The 15,482-nt window shown below is 40.9% G+C and carries 17 protein-coding genes; 12 read left to right on the top strand and 5 right to left on the bottom strand.

The window, feature by feature from the left end:
* Nucleotides 1-7: 7 nt before the first annotated feature.
* On the bottom strand, nucleotides 8-229 hold the full coding sequence (locus tag IGJ42_RS11595; RefSeq protein ID WP_225869361.1) for a hypothetical protein: 222 nt from the start codon (nucleotides 227-229) through the stop codon (nucleotides 8-10).
* Nucleotides 230-654: 425 nt separating this feature from the next.
* On the opposite strand from IGJ42_RS11595, the gene IGJ42_RS11590 reads away from it, so the two are divergent.
* The 3 genes from IGJ42_RS11590 to IGJ42_RS11580 all read left to right on the top strand — a co-directional run bounded on the left by IGJ42_RS11590 (nucleotide 655) and on the right by IGJ42_RS11580 (nucleotide 2,598).
* On the top strand, nucleotides 655-903 hold the full coding sequence (locus IGJ42_RS11590; protein ID WP_005225422.1) for a GlsB/YeaQ/YmgE family stress response membrane protein: 249 nt from the start codon (nucleotides 655-657) through the stop codon (nucleotides 901-903).
* Nucleotides 904-1,084: 181 nt separating this feature from the next.
* Entirely contained in the window at nucleotides 1,085-1,486 is a 402-nt protein-coding gene (locus tag IGJ42_RS11585; protein ID WP_005225423.1) for an Ohr family peroxiredoxin, read from the top strand.
* Between the two features lie 77 nt (nucleotides 1,487-1,563).
* Entirely contained in the window at nucleotides 1,564-2,598 is a 1,035-nt protein-coding gene (locus tag IGJ42_RS11580; protein WP_430615490.1) for a hypothetical protein, read from the top strand.
* Nucleotides 2,599-2,658: 60 nt separating this feature from the next.
* On the opposite strand, the gene IGJ42_RS11575 is transcribed toward IGJ42_RS11580, so the two are convergent.
* Nucleotides 2,659-3,003: a peptidase gene (locus tag IGJ42_RS11575; RefSeq protein WP_005234590.1), complete on the bottom strand. Its 345-nt coding sequence runs from the start codon at nucleotides 3,001-3,003 to the stop codon at nucleotides 2,659-2,661.
* A gap of 292 nt (nucleotides 3,004-3,295) precedes the next feature.
* Here IGJ42_RS11575 and pepA point away from each other — a divergent pair, with 292 nt between their 5' ends.
* From pepA to ytpR, 4 genes are all read left to right on the top strand, one after another.
* The gene (gene pepA / locus IGJ42_RS11570; RefSeq protein ID WP_034872382.1) at nucleotides 3,296-4,372 is read left to right on the top strand and encodes a glutamyl aminopeptidase; all 1,077 of its coding nucleotides are present in this window, start codon (nucleotides 3,296-3,298) and stop codon (nucleotides 4,370-4,372) included.
* A gap of 133 nt (nucleotides 4,373-4,505) precedes the next feature.
* Nucleotides 4,506-4,826 carry a thioredoxin family protein gene (locus IGJ42_RS11565; protein WP_016613643.1) on the top strand — a complete coding sequence of 107 codons (321 nt, stop codon included), beginning with the start codon at nucleotides 4,506-4,508 and terminating at the stop codon, nucleotides 4,824-4,826.
* A gap of 12 nt (nucleotides 4,827-4,838) precedes the next feature.
* Nucleotides 4,839-5,300, top strand: a complete 462-nt coding sequence (locus IGJ42_RS11560) for a universal stress protein (protein ID WP_005225429.1) — start codon at nucleotides 4,839-4,841, stop codon at nucleotides 5,298-5,300.
* A 272-nt stretch (nucleotides 5,301-5,572) separates the two neighbouring features.
* Nucleotides 5,573-6,187, top strand: a complete 615-nt coding sequence (gene ytpR / locus IGJ42_RS11555) for a YtpR family tRNA-binding protein (protein ID WP_430615488.1) — start codon at nucleotides 5,573-5,575, stop codon at nucleotides 6,185-6,187.
* 76 nt (nucleotides 6,188-6,263) lie between these two features.
* Here the strand turns inward: ytpR and IGJ42_RS11550 are convergent, their stop codons facing one another.
* Nucleotides 6,264-7,568, bottom strand: a complete 1,305-nt coding sequence (locus IGJ42_RS11550; RefSeq protein WP_194199690.1) for a S1C family serine protease — start codon at nucleotides 7,566-7,568, stop codon at nucleotides 6,264-6,266.
* 373 nt (nucleotides 7,569-7,941) lie between these two features.
* Here IGJ42_RS11550 and rlmH point away from each other — a divergent pair, with 373 nt between their 5' ends.
* From rlmH to map, 3 genes are all read left to right on the top strand, one after another.
* Nucleotides 7,942-8,421, top strand: a complete 480-nt coding sequence (rlmH, locus tag IGJ42_RS11545; RefSeq protein WP_005234604.1) for a 23S rRNA (pseudouridine(1915)-N(3))-methyltransferase RlmH — start codon at nucleotides 7,942-7,944, stop codon at nucleotides 8,419-8,421.
* Between the two features lie 65 nt (nucleotides 8,422-8,486).
* Nucleotides 8,487-9,224: a tRNA pseudouridine(38-40) synthase TruA gene (truA, locus tag IGJ42_RS11540; protein ID WP_005225435.1), complete on the top strand. Its 738-nt coding sequence runs from the start codon at nucleotides 8,487-8,489 to the stop codon at nucleotides 9,222-9,224.
* 42 nt (nucleotides 9,225-9,266) lie between these two features.
* A complete protein-coding gene (gene map / locus IGJ42_RS11535; RefSeq protein WP_195960359.1) occupies nucleotides 9,267-10,052 on the top strand; it encodes a type I methionyl aminopeptidase in 786 nt (261 codons plus the stop codon).
* A 491-nt stretch (nucleotides 10,053-10,543) separates the two neighbouring features.
* On the opposite strand, the gene IGJ42_RS11530 is transcribed toward map, so the two are convergent.
* On the bottom strand, nucleotides 10,544-12,526 hold the full coding sequence (locus IGJ42_RS11530; protein ID WP_430615485.1) for a hypothetical protein: 1,983 nt from the start codon (nucleotides 12,524-12,526) through the stop codon (nucleotides 10,544-10,546).
* A gap of 665 nt (nucleotides 12,527-13,191) precedes the next feature.
* Here IGJ42_RS11530 and IGJ42_RS11525 point away from each other — a divergent pair.
* A complete protein-coding gene (locus IGJ42_RS11525) occupies nucleotides 13,192-13,536 on the top strand; it encodes a DUF7006 family protein (protein WP_005234616.1) in 345 nt (114 codons plus the stop codon).
* Nucleotides 13,537-13,795: 259 nt separating this feature from the next.
* On the opposite strand, the gene IGJ42_RS11520 is transcribed toward IGJ42_RS11525, so the two are convergent.
* Entirely contained in the window at nucleotides 13,796-14,392 is a 597-nt protein-coding gene (locus IGJ42_RS11520; RefSeq protein WP_430615482.1) for a hypothetical protein, read from the bottom strand.
* Nucleotides 14,393-14,763: 371 nt separating this feature from the next.
* On the opposite strand from IGJ42_RS11520, the gene IGJ42_RS11515 reads away from it, so the two are divergent.
* A complete protein-coding gene (locus IGJ42_RS11515; protein WP_430615480.1) occupies nucleotides 14,764-15,381 on the top strand; it encodes a CPBP family intramembrane glutamic endopeptidase in 618 nt (205 codons plus the stop codon).
* The last annotated feature ends 101 nt before the right edge of the window (nucleotides 15,382-15,482 follow it).

The following is a 15,482-nucleotide window of genomic DNA, read 5'->3' as shown; positions in this document are numbered from 1 at the left end:
GATATAATCATTCCATCGCTACTGGAAGGAGAAGATCTCCAGTGTCATAATGATTGGTCGGGCAATCGGCAGCATGGTGATGGCGATGATAGAGGAAGAAAAAAATGGCATCGTATTTTGTAAGCGCATAGCTGCAGTCGGCACTGACTAGAATCCTCAATAAATCCGCGTAAGGCAAATCAGGAACTTCTACAGTCACACCGTTTTTTTCTGAGTATTTTCCCGTCATTTTCAAATAAGTACCGCTTTCGCTGGGAGCTCTAGAAGCAAACATGGGAATCTGCGAAGACATTTCCAATCGGCAACGATCGAAACGTCCTCTAATGAAAAATAGCTGAAGTGCTGAAAAGATAGCTGTCCTAAAACGCACTGAGGAGTAAAAAGTGCCAATTATCTGACAAAATGAGAGTGGCTCTCCCTCAGTTTAGCGAAGAAGATGCAAAATGAAAAATAAAGCGATTTCAAAAAATGCACGAATATTAAAAAAAACGAATTAAAGCTCTTACAACGATAATTAAGAAGTACTGGTAAACGTTAATATAACAAGGTTTGAAATTTTTTTTTGCAAATTGAGTGCAAATCTTTTGTCTAAAACGGGGATTAAGCGTAACATAATATGTGTAATAACTACTTAAAAGAAAGAAGGAGAAAAATATGCATTGGTTATGGGTATTAATCGTAGGAGCTATTATCGGTTTGATCGCCGGAGCTATCACAAATAAAGGTGGATCAATGGGTTGGATCGCCAACATCGTTGCAGGTTTAGTAGGTTCAGCTATTGGACAAGCAATCTTAGGTTCTTGGGGTCCATCACTTGCTGGAATGGCAATCGTCCCATCAATTATTGGTGCGGTTATTGTAGTTGCTGTTGTTTCATTCTTCTTAGGACGTTCAAACGGCTAGTCCATTCAGCAATTGTTTCCATTCATTTATTTCGGGTAGTAATTACCTCGAATAGACAGGCAAATCCAGATTTTCTGGGTTTGCCTTTTTTGTTTTTAAGGAAGCATAAGCAATCCTTTTGTCATATCGGGAAATTGTCGTTACACTTGAAGTAGGTCAAAAAAAGAAAGGAAGAGGTTCAATGAAAAAGCAATATGAAACAGCGATGATCAATCGAGGCGGACGTGTCGGAGAGGTCGAAGCACCAAATGGCAGTTTTCACCTGAAAATCGACAAACCGGGTCTTCACAGTGAGGGCACAAACCCAGAACAATTATTTGCCGCTGGCTATGCTTCTTGTTTCAACGGTGCCGTACAGCATATGCTGAAAGAGCATAACATCGAATCCGAATCCGAAGTTAAAGCAAGAGTGTCTTTGTATCAGCATGAGGACGGCAGTTACCAAATCGGCGTGATTTTAGAAGTGTCGTTACCAGGCGTTGAAAAAGCCGAGGCAGAGAAAATCGCAGAAGAAGCCCATGATTTTTGTCCGTATTCTCGGGCAACTCGTGGCAACATTGATGTCGAAGTACAAGTAGTCTAAGCATTATTGCAGCTAGACAAACAATCAGCGGCTGATGAATCAGCCGACAAGAGGGAATTCATCAAGGAGGCCAATCAATGAGACAAACAGAGATCTTGCTGCTTTTGGGCGTGTTTGTGGTTGGCCTTTTTGTGGTGTACTGGCTGAAAAAGCACCGACATGCGCGCCACAATCAAGCACTGGCAGCTCAGCTGAAGCGTTATCCCAGCGTGCGGAAAGCGTGGCTGGCAGCCGGGGCAAAAAGGGAAGCAGTCCTTTTGGTTCCCGGTTTAAAAAAAGCTACTGCCGCAGTTGCAACGACGGCAACGGCGAAAGCAGAAACGAGGCTGTACAAGCATGCGGATCAGTGTCAGGCAATGACTCCACAAGGGTTGGCCGTTTCGGAGGACTATTTGTTCCTCTCTGCGTACTGTTCGCAGCAGGAACATCACTCACAGCTTTATATAATAGAAAGAACGAGCGGACGGCATCTGAAAACGGTGGTTCTGCCAAAACGCCCCCATGTCGGCGGATTAGTCTTTGATCGAGCAACGCAAGTGCTGTGGCTAACCATCACTGGGAAAGGAATGGGACGAGTGGCGTGTGTTTCTTTGCAGACACTGCTGGAAGATGATTCCTTGGCAACCAGTCAGCCGATCGCTTATCAGCAAGTCATCGAATTGGCAGGCATCACTCACAGCTCCTATTTGGCAGCCGATAGCGGTGAACTTGTCTCAGGGACCTTTGCCTTGAAAAACGGTGGTGTGGTGGCGAATTATCCGCTGCCTGTTCTTTCAGACAGCGGTCGCAAAGCATCTCCTCGCATCAAGCCGCGTAAGAGAAGGGTCACCACCACGAAAGTCCAAAGTGTCGCCTTTACCACTGAATACTTGTTGCTGGCACGTTCCTTTGGACCAGGGTCGGCTGAGTTATGGGTCTTTTCAAAGGATGCAACGGTGCTGACCCGCAAACATGCGTTGCGGCGCATCAAGTTTCCCCATTACCTTGAACAGATCGTGGTAGAAAAAGGGCAGCTGTACTGCTTGTTTGAAAGTGGGGCATGGGCGTATCGCCAAAAAGGCGGCAGCATCGATGAAGTCGTGGTATTGGACCTTGCGACCTTACTTCAGTAAAATCACTGCTTAAAAAGAAAAAAGACCAGCCTCTTAAGAAGCTGGTCGTAAGTGCAGTAATTATTCCACGATTGCTCGTTGGATATCTAAGACGGTGCCGGTATGAGCATCTGCCAAAAATTCATAGGTGACAAGCTGTCCGTCTTCGGTGCGGGTGATGCCGCCAGTATATCCTTGGGAAGTGATCGCAAATTTGCGCAAAGGTTGTTTTTCGAAATTGATCCAAGAACCTTCGATCGGTCCTTCTTTGATAAACGCCGCTTTTATATTGTCTAAGACATCATCGGCATTCATGGCTTGCCTTTTCTTCAACCAGATCGTTGAAAAAATCCCTCCTGCAAAGCCAAGACCTAAACCGATGGTCAGTCCATTTTTAAAATAATGCAATGGATGCTCATTCTCCATCTAATGTCCCTCCTAAAGTAAGTTTTCCCGAATGTTTTGATCTCGGTGAAAGCACAGGTTCTCTTAACAATAGTTTACCATAGTTTAGAAATATTCTATAAGAAAAATAACCAACAATAGAAATTTGCGCTATAATAAAGAATATCAGTAGGAATAAGGAGGAAGAGAGCACATCCGTTGTTTCACCCAAAAATTGCTGGAAAACACAGCAACAGCAAGCGTTGCTTTTTCAAAAAAAGCAGCTTTGTTTCTTTGGGGCAGCAAACAACCGATACGTGTTTCTCGAATGATCATGGAAGAAAAAACATTTCAACGCATCAAAGAACTAACGGAGTTACAAGGAACCAGCGGGTTTGAACACGACGTGCGAGCGTATATGCGTGAAGCGATGACTCCATTGGTAGATGAAATCCAACAAGATGGCTTAGGCGGCATCTTCGGTTTGCGTCACCACCAAGAAGCAGATGCACCACGAGTGATGTTAGCTGCTCACATGGACGAAGTTGGTTTCTTATTGACGACGATCACCGATCGCGGCTTATTCAAAGTCACTCCTTTAGGTGGATGGAACCCTTATGTGGTATCTGCTCAACGGTTTACATTGAAAACAGCGAAGGGCGATTACCCATGCGTTTCTTCTTCAGTACCGCCACATTTGTTGCGAGGAAGCAGCGGTCAAAAAAATGTCGAAGTGACAGATATTTTGTTTGATGCTGGTTTTGAATCAAAAGAAGAAGCAGAAAGCTTTGGCGTACGTCCTGGCGATACGATCGTCCCACAAGTGGAAACCATCAAAACAGCGAATGGGAAAAACATCATCTCGAAAGCTTGGGACAACCGTTACGGCTGTGCGGTCGTATTAGAAGCACTTGAAGCCTTGAAAGAGGAAACATTAGGCCATACGTTGATTGCTGGTGCCAACGTTCAGGAAGAAGTCGGCTTACGGGGTTCTCGTCCGTCTGTGACGAAATTCAAACCAGACTTGTTCTTTGCAGTAGATTGCTCGCCAGCGGATGACACAGTCACGAAAAATGGCACCTTTGGTCATCTAGGAGCCGGGACTTTGATGCGAATCTATGATCCAGGCATGATCATGTTGCCACGGATGAAAGAATTCTTGTTGGATACAGCAGAAAGCAACAACATTCCTTACCAATACTTTGTTTCAAAAGGTGGTACCGATGCTGGTGCAGCACACATGGCAAATGAAGGGATCCCAAGTTCTGTCATCGGTGTTCCTGGACGGTACATCCATACTCACCAAACCTTATTCAGTATCGCTGATTTTGAAGCGGCACGGGAAATGGTGATTCAAGTCTTGAAAGGATTGGATCGTTCAACCGTTGATACGATCTTAGCAGGACAATAAGCGAGAACGAACGAAAGCAAAGAGACAGCCACCCGTTGTCTCTTTTTTTCTGCAGGGCTTTGCAAGATCAGCATGTCAGTTGGTAGTCCCTGAAAGAAAGGTGTATACTTAAAGAAAAGAAAGTGGTGAGTATTTGATTATTCCAAAAGATTTAGCAGAGTTAGCAACATATGTGGAGAAAGGCAAAAATGTCTTCTTTTTCACCGCCGATTGGTGTGGCGATTGCCGCTACATCAAACCGCAATTGCCTGAGATCGAAGCGGACTTTCCAGATCTTCAATTTGTCGAAGTCGACCGTGATGAATACATGGATGTAGCGGTTGAATGGAATATTTTTGGTATTCCTAGCCTCGTCGTTATCGAAGACGGCAAGGAGCTGGGACGGTTAGTTAACAAGGATCGCAAAACCAAAGAAGAGATCGAAGCCTTTTTAACCAGCGTACAATCAGCATAGGAGGGGAAAAAGATGGAAGCACAAAGATATCAAAATATTTTAGTAGGGATCGACGGTTCAGATCAAGCGATGTCAGCCTTCAAAAAAGCAGTGGAAGTCGCTCGTCGAAACCAAGGGAAGGTTTATGCCGCAACGATCATCGATCAGCAAGTGCCGACCATGATGGGTTATGCACCTTTGGATAGTTCCATCTTAGAACAAGAAAAAGACACGGCGAAAAATCTGATCGACGACTGCAAAGCCTACGCAAAATCAGTGGATTTTGATCTAGTAGAAGGCATCGTCGCTTACGGCTCCATCAAAGACGCCCTTGCCACCCAATTACCGGATCAATACGACATCGATTTGATCATGGTGGGGCAATCCGGGCTGAACGCCGTGGAACGCTTCATGATGGGGAGTGTCGCCAGCTTCGTTATCCGTGAAGCCCGGTGCGACGTGCTGATCGTATCTCCTGAAGAAACCAAAGCGTAAGGTCATTTTTGAAAAAATAAGCTTGTCGCTGCCGTGTTCTTTTCCTTAGTTCGCATGGTAGTAACAAGTGACAAAAGGAAGTTCCTGAGAATCAGCGATTTTGCTCGCTAATGAAGCATTGTCTTTAGCAAATGAGCAGTAGCTGGTTTTCAGGCTTTTTTGTCTTTGAAAATAACTAGAATTTCAAGGAAAACAAAGAAATTCCATGACGGATGCCGAAAAATTTGTTAAGATTATGGGCGGAATGTGTAAGTACCTAAGGAGGAAAAAACGTGATTTTTGCTTATAACAAAGAATATGTCAGTGATACACTGCTTGCCATCACAGCAGATGATAAAGGATTAGAACAAACCGTCGAACGCAAAGGCAATGTTGCCCAAATCAAAAATGAAGAAGGCACGATCGTTGGCTGGAACTTTTTTGCGATCTCAGAAGTGATGACGATCGAAGGCCGTGGTCAAGTGACGTTGACGAAAGAACAAATCCAACAATTGAACAGCATGATCAAAGAAGCAGGATTCAGCGAAGAACTGCCTGCAGACACAGAACCAAAAATCGTCGTTGGCTATGTGAAGTCTTGTGTGGAACATCCAGACAGCGACCATTTGTCTATCACGGAAACAGAAGTTGGAGATGGGGAAGTCTTGCAAATCGTCTGTGGCGCTGCCAATATTCGTAAAGGATTGAAAGTCGTTGTCGCAAAACCTGGCGCAATGATGCCGGATGGCTTGATGATTTGGCCGGGGACGCTTCGTGGCGTAGAAAGCTTCGGAATGATCTGTTCTGCTAAAGAACTACATTTAGAAGGTGCCCCAATAAAAAAAGGCATCCTTGAGCTGCCTCAAGATGCCGTTGTAGGTGAAGCTTTTCCGGTCGGTAAAGCCTAAAAAAATGAACTGCCGCTTCCTGTTTTTGCGGCAGTTCATTTTTTGATTGTTTCGATTGGTTTTGGTGATTGGCTGCTTAGTTGCTGCTGTCTGTTGATTGTTCGTTGATCGATGTATCAACGGAAAGTTTTACTTCTGCTGTTTTTTCTTCATCGCCACGATAGAAGGTTACAGTGATCGTGTCACCGACTTTGTGTTTGTACAACGCAGATTGCAGATCCGTTGTGGTGCTGACTTCTGTATCATCGATTTTCGTGATAACGTCATATTGTTGCAATCCTGCTTGTTCTGCTGGTGTTGCATTGTTGACTGAGTAGATCACAACGCCTGAAGTTACAGATGAAGGAACTTTCAAGATTTGTTCTTGTTGTTGTGATGTGATGGAACCTAAATCGATCGTTTGGATACCTAGTGCAGGTCGGACCACTTTGCCGTCTGCTTCTAGTTGATTGATGATTTCAACGACATCGTTACTTGGGATCGCAAAGCCCATTCCTTCGACACTAACGCCTGAAGCAGAGCCCGAGGTGCTGGCGATTTTACTTGAGTTGATCCCAATCACTTGACCATCAACGTTGATCAGTGGACCACCTGAGTTCCCTGGGTTGATCGCAGCATCCGTTTGGATCGCATTGATACTGATCGTACCACCAGATTCGTTTTGGCTTGTTACTTGACGATTCAAGGAAGACACGATCCCTTGTGTCACAGAGTTTGCATAGTCAGAGCCTAGAGGAGAACCGATCGCGATTGCTGGTTCGCCGACTTTCAAGGCACTTGAATCGCCAAATGTTGCGGCAGTTGTAACTTTTTCAGAAGAGATTTTTAAGACGGCTAAGTCTGTGTAAGAATCGGTACCTACCAATTCAGCTTTGACTTTTGTACCATCTGCTAAGACAACTTCCAAACCATCTTGACCCTCAACGACGTGGTTGTTGGTTACGACATAGGCATCGTCGCCATCAATTTTGTAGATGACCCCACTACCTTCAGAAGAAGCTTCTAAGGCGCTGTCGTCTTCGCTTTGGCTATCGCCTTCACTTTGTCCACCTTGCTGACCAAAGAGGCTGTTCCAATCGTTGCTTTGACTTTGTTGTAAATTAATGATGGAAACGACGGAATCTTGTACTTTTTCAACTGCTTCAGTGACATCGCTGGTCACATCAAGTTTGACATTAGATACTTGTGTTTGCCCGTTAGAATCTTGGACCCCACTGTTGGTCGTGGTTTCTGGTGTTGAACTCAAGGATGAACCCATTGCCAGATATAGACCGCCGAAGGTCAATAATCCGCCGACCATACCGCCTAAAATCCCAATACCTAATCGTTTTAATAAACCAGGAGAAGTTTTCTTACCTGGTGTGACATATTTTCTTGCCATTACTATTTCCCCCTTAATGAATAATTCGTTATAATCAGTATATTCCTTCTATCTGAGATTAGTCTACTAAGAGATTTTGAAAAAAATATGAAGAAGTTGCGTAAGAATCTGTTTCAAACGATGAAATTTTCTTCGTAAGACCCGTTCATTTTTGAATAAAAATAGCAGAAAAATCTGGGGAGAAGTAAAGGTCTTTTTATCCACAGTGTGTGGACAAACTTGATGGGGTTGGTTGGGTGGATGAAGAAATCGTTGAAGTGTCGCAGTTTTATAGATAAGATAGAAGGATTTCAAAGAAAGTCAAAGTGTGTAAAAGGTTGTGGATAGCATTGTCCACATTTTCATAAAATAAGGGGATAACGAGGAGAAATCTATGAAAATCAAAATCGTCACGGTAGGAAAACTAAAAGAAAAGTACCTCGTTCAAGGAATCAACGAGTACGCCAAACGATTGGGGGCATACGCAAAGCTTGAGTTTATCGAAGTACCAGATGAAAAAGCACCAGAAACCTTGAGTGAAGCCCAAATGCTGCAAATCAAAGAAAAAGAAGGCCAGCGCATTTTAGCCAAAATCAAAGACACCGAATATGTCTTTGCCTTAGCAATCGAAGGCACCAATCCCACCAGCGAAGCCTTCGCCAAACAAATCGATCAACTCGGCATCCAAGGAAAAAGCCAACTGACCTTCGTCATCGGCGGCTCCCTAGGCTTAAGCCAAGAAGTCATGACTCGCAGTGATGCCAAAATCTCCTTTGGCAAAATGACCTACCCCCACCAACTCATGAAACTGATCTTATTGGAGCAGATTTATCGCGCGTATCGAATCAATACGGGGGCGCCGTATCATAAGTAAATATCTTAAGCAGTATAATAGAAAAAATTAACCACCGGTACTACCGGTAAAAAGGAGCAACAACCATGCGAAATATCAAACTAACGATTGAATACGACGGCAAGCGCTACTTAGGGTGGCAACGACTAGGAGATTCTGAAAAAACGATCCAAGAAAAAGTTGAAGGGGTCATCAAATTATTGACGGGAGAAGAAATTGAGATCGTGGGTTCTGGTAGAACCGATGCGGGCACGCATGCTCGAGGACAAGTGGCAAATTTCAAGACGACCCATCAAATGAGTTTGCCAGAGATGCAGCAGTTCTTTAACCGCTATTTGCCGCAAGACATCGTTGTCAACAAGATTGAAGAAGTGCCTGAACGATTCCATGCACGCTATCACGCTAAAGGCAAGCAATACAGCTATTATGTTTGGAACAACGCGATCCCATCGGTCTTTGCTCGCAATACCAGTTTTCATTGCCCGCAGCCCCTTGATTTGGAAAAAATGCAGCAAGCGGCTGAGAAGTTGATCGGCACCCATGATTTTATTGGCTTTTCTGCGTTGAAAAAATCAAAAAAATCAACGGTGCGCACAATCGATGAAATCACTATCACACCAGAAGGCGACCTATTGCGGTTTACCTTCAAAGGCAACGGCTTTTTGCATAAAATGGTCCGAATCTTGACAGGCACACTGATTGCCATTGGCGATGGCACGCTACCGCCAGAAGTGATCGATCAAGTGTTAGCCGATAAAGTACGACAAGCAGCTGGTGAAACAGTGCCTTCTCATGGCTTATTTCTAGATGAGGTGTATTATTAAAAGAAACATGGTAATGGCTATTTAAGGAAAGGAGATCATCTATTGATCACATTAAAATCCCCACGAGAGATCGAACAAATGAAAACTTCTGGTCGTATCTTGGCAAGTATTCACGAGCAGCTACGGGAAAAAATCGTTCCCGGTATCACCACGAACCAAATCAACGCCTTTGTCCATCAACAGATAGAAGCTGCAGGGGCAACAGCCGCGCAAATCGGGTTTGAAGGGTATGAATTTGCGACGTGTATCAGTGTCAATGAAGAGATTTGTCATGGTTTCCCTTCAGAATATGTTTTAAAATCAGGCGATGTCGTCAAAGTCGATTTTTGTGTCGATTACAAAGGAGCAATCTCTGACAGCTGTTGGACATATGCTGTAGGAGAGATTTCGCCAGAACATCAAGCACTGATGGAAGTAACGAAAGAAGCCTTGATGAGAGGCATCGAGCAAGCACAGGTTGGCAACCGAGTCGGCGATATTGGTTATGCGATCCAAAGCTTCGCTGAAGAAAAAGGGTATGGTGTCGTGCGGGACTTTATTGCTCACGGCATTGGCCCAACCATTCATGAAGAACCATTCTTTCCTCATTTCGGGTTACCTGGCAAAGGAATTCGTTTGAAAGAGGGCATGACGATCACCATCGAACCGATGATCACGACCGGCACTTGGCGCATGAAGATGGACCCAAACGGCTGGACAGCACGCACCATTGACGGCAGTTATTGTGCCCAATATGAACATTCGATCGCCATCACCAAAGAAGGTCCTGTCATCATGACGTTGCAAAAGGAAGAAACGCCAACATCACTTAATGTCTTTGAAAAATAACTGTGTGGAACTTCCGTAACATGAGTATTTCCTACTTCTCTTAAAGGGCATACCTAACTGATGGTACGCCCTTTCGATGTGTGCTTTTTTCAAAAAGACTCATAAAAGAACTCAGTAATCAACGAGTGCTTGTCTATTCATATTGGTATTTTTGATGGAGTCGTTCATATAGTATATCGTGTCCTTAGTTGTTTTGGGGTGATTTAAACAAACTAGAGAATGATCTTTTTTCTACTTAAAATGAAAATGAGATTGGAGAGTCAATTCTGATTCATCAGTCCCATAAATTATATCGCCTTTTTTATAGATTAAGAAAAGAGGGGCAGAAACTTAAAATTTTGATCTCTATTTTATTAATATTTTCATAGATTATTAGTACTAGCGATCTATGAAAATATATTAACTTAAGTTTACAAATAATAATACTTTATATGTCAAATTTCAATAAAGCATAAAAAGACTAGCCATATAGAGCTAGTCTTTTTTATATCTTATTTCTTGTAACCTTTTCTACTTTTAAATGATAAACCTAACAGACTTAGACTAGCCAAAACAAAACCAATGATTCGTAAACTTTCTTGAAAAGTAAAAGAGTCGACGTCTCCTGTTTTAGGCATCATTGCTAGGCTTGAAGATTTTAAGAGTGTGGATTTCACGTCATGCCTTGAAGACCTAGTAGGCAGGGGAATCGTCTCTCTATTTACCTGATTTTCTTTTTTTGTTAAAGATTGCGCTGTTTGTTTACTTTCAGATTTCATGAGCGCTGTTTTGAATTGGATTGTTTTAATTGTTTGCTTTTCTTCAGAAGTCTTAGGGACAGGTCGGCTTGTTTTCTGTTCACTTAGTTGTTCCAATTTCATAATTACTGGTTTTTCAATAATTGGTACTCTACTAGCTTGAATAAACTGTTTATGATCAAAAGGGTTTAAATTTTTAGGGATATCTCCATCGATAAGTGATGGCTGTTTTTCGACTAGTACATTAGTTGCAGGAGTAATCTTTTCTGTATTTGTAGAGAATGTATTATCAATTATAGTAGTCGCAAAAGTATTGATTGCTTGCATAGAAAAATTAAAAGTATTCATTTGTGGAAATTTTTTAATAGGAACATTTATTGTCATTTCTACTGGTTGGCTAGGTATCATACTAGGTACTTCTTTTAGCTGTTTATTTATTGGATCCTCGTATTTTTTATTCGGTACTTTTTGCTCAGAGACAGGTTTAACTGGTGCGATATACTCGGCTTTTGTAGGAACAGCAGGAGTAGCAGGAACCAATTGAACCGGTGTATTCGGCTGCAAATCAGGCACGTTTATCACAGGAGTTGCAGGAACAGCTGGCGTATTCGGTACTTTTTGCTCAGAGACAGGTTTAACCGGTGCGATATACTCGGCTTTTGTAGGAACAGCAGGAGTAGCAGGAACCAATTGCACAGGCGTATTCGGCTGCAAATCAGGCACGTTTATCACAGGAGTAGCAGGAACAGCTGGCGTATTCGGTACTTTTTGCTCAGAGACAGGTTTAACCGGTGCGATATACTCAGCTTTTGTAGGAACAGCAGGAGTAGCAGGAACCAATTGCACAGGCGTATTCGGCTGCAAATCAGGCACGTTTATCACAGGAGTTGCAGGAACAGCTGGCGTATTCGGTACTTTTTGCTCAGAGACAGGTTTAACCGGTGCGATATACTCAGCTTTTGTAGGAACAGCAGGAGTAGCAGGAACCAATTGAACCGATGCATTCGGCTGCAAATCAGGGACATTTATCACAGGAGTAGCAGGTACAAAGGGCGTATTTGGTACTTTTTGCTCAGAGACAGGTTTAACTGGTGCGATATACTCGGCTTTTGTAGGAACAGCAGGAGTAGCAGGAACCAATTGAACCGATGCATTCGGCTGCAAATCAGGCACGTTTATCACAGGAGTTGCAGGAACAGCTGGCGTATTCGGTACTTTTTGCTCAGAGACAGGTTTAACCGGTGCGATATACTCGGCTTTTGTAGGAACAGCAGGAGTAGCAGGAACCAATTGAACCGATGCATTCGGCTGCAAATCAGGGACATTTATCACAGGAGTAGCAGGAACAGCTGGCGTATTCGATACTTTTTGCTCAGAGATAGGTTTAGCTGGTGCGATATACTCGGCTTTTGTAGGTACCGATGGTGCAGATGGGTTTTCTTGCTTAATAATCGGCGGTGTTTGATTAGGTTCAGCAGGCGTTAAAGACTGCTCAGGTTTTTGCTGACCGGGAGTATTCGGTGGTGTAATGATACCGTTATCCCCTGAAGTTTGGTTATACCATACATTATTATCATTAACCCAAGTTTCACCATTTTCACTGGTGGCTTTTTTTTGTGTTTGATCAGTTGTTACATCAACGCCATTGATGGAGTCTGCATTGGCTTGAGCCTCAGTCGCGATTACGGTAGTTATGCTAGCTAATATGATTGATGTGGCAATGATTTGTTTTTTCATGATTAAAATTTCTCCTCAAATTCGATTTGTGATTGGTTTTTCTCGTAGAAATACAAGTATCTTGTCTAAGAACTTAGAATAAGATAGTCAATCCACGGCAAAATAAAAGACAAATCTCCATGAACACCAGTGAAAATGGAAGTAAATACTGAATGGTATTTAAATTCAATGAATTATTTCATGAAAATTTCTTGATTCTGTCTGACAAAACTTATCATATAAGGTTTTGGCTTATTCTACATAGAAGGTCTTAAATTTAGTACCTCAATGATAATTATGGTGAGTGCTATTATATTATTTATTGAAATTCTTGTTCTAAAACAGCCCATTGTTTCTTCTTTTGTTTCTAGTAATCATATTCTTACTTGTATTCAAAGATAATAAGGACAAAATGGTTAATTAATTTTTCTGAATATGTGTGTACATAAAGATGATTAATATCTCTTTTGTAACTCAATTCCATGAATAACAATAAACTTCCAAAGTCATATGTTCTTTTATAAGTCCTAAATTAAAGACTTTTTTTTCTTTGACCAAATTCAAGAGGTAAAATAAATGGAAATTCGCAGACTGCTTTTAAAATGACAAGTAGAAGAGGAAACATTTTGAATAAACGAATAGGTATTGTGCGGATCTCTTAGAATAAATTTGAAAGGAGATAACAAGTGACAATAAAATCAGCTAACGAATATTTCTTATTTTTCGATGATTTTTTCGAAAAATATAACTATCCATTAATTAACGAGTACTATATAACGACAAAAGAAAATTTCATTAAATTGATTCAGAATATTTCTACCAAAAATGCGTTTGCAACCATCAAAGAATTGGTACGAATCGATGCTAAGTTGCAAATTTTATCTAGTTTAATTGATGACAATATTTTCAAATTATCTGAAACTGAAATAATAAGATTGGCAGAAATAGATAGCGGAACTTACTATGAAGAAATATTCAGGATGGATGGAATGACAAATATTAGTAAGATTCACTCACTTATACTTCTATAAAATAAATGACTTCAGGAGACTGTTCAAAGTGAATTTTATTCAGATAATATAAAATTTTAATATGCGATTTAAATATATATTTACAATAAAAAGACAGGTCAGAACTTTACTTTCCTGACCTGACATTTTTATTTATGACGGGTTGCTTTTTTATTATTTACCTCAAAGTTTATTATCTATTGAGCAGAATACTTTGTATAAACCTATTTAATGTTAGGGTTCATGATTTACAGTTTGATATTAGAAGAACTAAACAAATTTATGAATTACCTTGATTCACTTTTTCAGTTTGATTCTTATTGGCGTCATCGACAGCTTTTGCTGCATCATCGCTACCTTTTAATGCTTCTACACTATCTTTATTACTGTCAGGAAGCACATTGTGCTCAGACAGGATACTATCAACTGCAGTTTTAAGTGCGCCTAGTTGTTCATCTTTTGCAGCTGCTACGGCACTTCCTTTATCTTCAGCAGTTTTTTTATCAAGAGCTGCACTGGCTTGCGCTTCTGTGACAGCGTTATTGGCATTTGTAAGTTGTGTTCTTAAATCAGTAATTGTGTTATTTGCCGTTTCGAGATTATTTTCGACAGCTTTCTTCTCATTCTCAGCTTTTATTTTATCAGCTTCTGCTTTTGCTTTATCTACTAACGCTGTTGCCAAGTCTGTCTTAGTGCCGCTTAAAGTTCGGGATAAGGCATGAACACCTTGGTAGATAGCTTCTGTAGTTGCCGTGGAGTCACGATAAAGTGCAGTGCTGGCTGCAAATGTTGTAACACTCCCGAATATTGTACAAAGTAAGCCAGTGGCTATTAAAGATTTTGATAATTGCTTTTTTTCATGTTCTAAATTCTCCATTTATTTATTTTGTTGCAAAATCTATTTTAGGTTATTTTAGGTTCAAATTACCTAAAAAGACAGATATTTCATACTTCAAAAAAGTAAAATATAGGTACATATAATATAAATAATGATTTATCTATATGATCGTATGTTTCATTTTTAGCAAGCACGATAATGCTGGGAAAATTAGTTGTCCTTGGTATAGTATCAGTCTTTCTCAATCTTCCTGGTATTCAATATGAATATGTTATAATTAAAATACAAAACTTTACAAAATTTTGTATGAAACAGAAAATTAGTATGTATATTTATTTTTCCCGAGAAGGCTACCATGTTTGAATAGTTTTAAAATAATAATCAGATAAAAATAAGGAGGTTGGGTAAATATGAAAAAACAATCAGCTAATTTCTTGTTATTGACTACTATAGGAATTGCTTTGATTTATCAAATTTTATCTTTTATAAATTTTCCCGAGCTACTTCATGTCGTTTTTGGAACGGTTTGGAATTTAGTATTTGCCTTTATTGCCGGGTATTATTTATTAAGAAAGGACTTTCTAAATCAGTTCAAGCACTTCAACTTTAAATCATTCGCCTGGGGATTACCTCTTGTTTTGTTTTCTGGAATGCTTTTTTCATTCCTCTATTCATTAATTTTTGGGCAACCTACGCCGAATGCGATTAATGATACACTTTCAGTAAAAATGATTTTGTTTCAAGTGCCCTTTATGCTGATGGGAGAAGAACTATTAAGTACAAATATCCTAATCGCTCTTCAGAAAAAAGGCCTTTCTTTTTTCTGGTCAACAATTATCTGCAGCATTCTTTTTGCATTCTGGCACATTCCTGCGTATGGATTTCACCCTATACAATTAATATTCACCCTAGCACCGGCTAGGTTAGCACTAAACTATGTATGGAAGAAATCATCTAGTGTTTGGGTGAGTTGGATCTGTCATTTTATCTATGACTCGCTAGGCTTTGTTATCTTTTTTCTCAAATAGTGTTTTTTTAATTCCTATATTGATATATAGACGAATAAGAGAATTAGCAAGAACTTGCTAGTTCTCTTTTTTTCTATTTATATAAAGAACCTTATTGTTCA

Source organism: Enterococcus sp. DIV1067f (assembly GCF_050543505.1).
Classification (GTDB): domain Bacteria; phylum Bacillota; class Bacilli; order Lactobacillales; family Enterococcaceae; genus Enterococcus_D; species Enterococcus_D entomosocium.
Note: the sequence above shows the minus strand (reverse complement) of the source record. Positions and strands in the feature narration are given on the sequence as shown.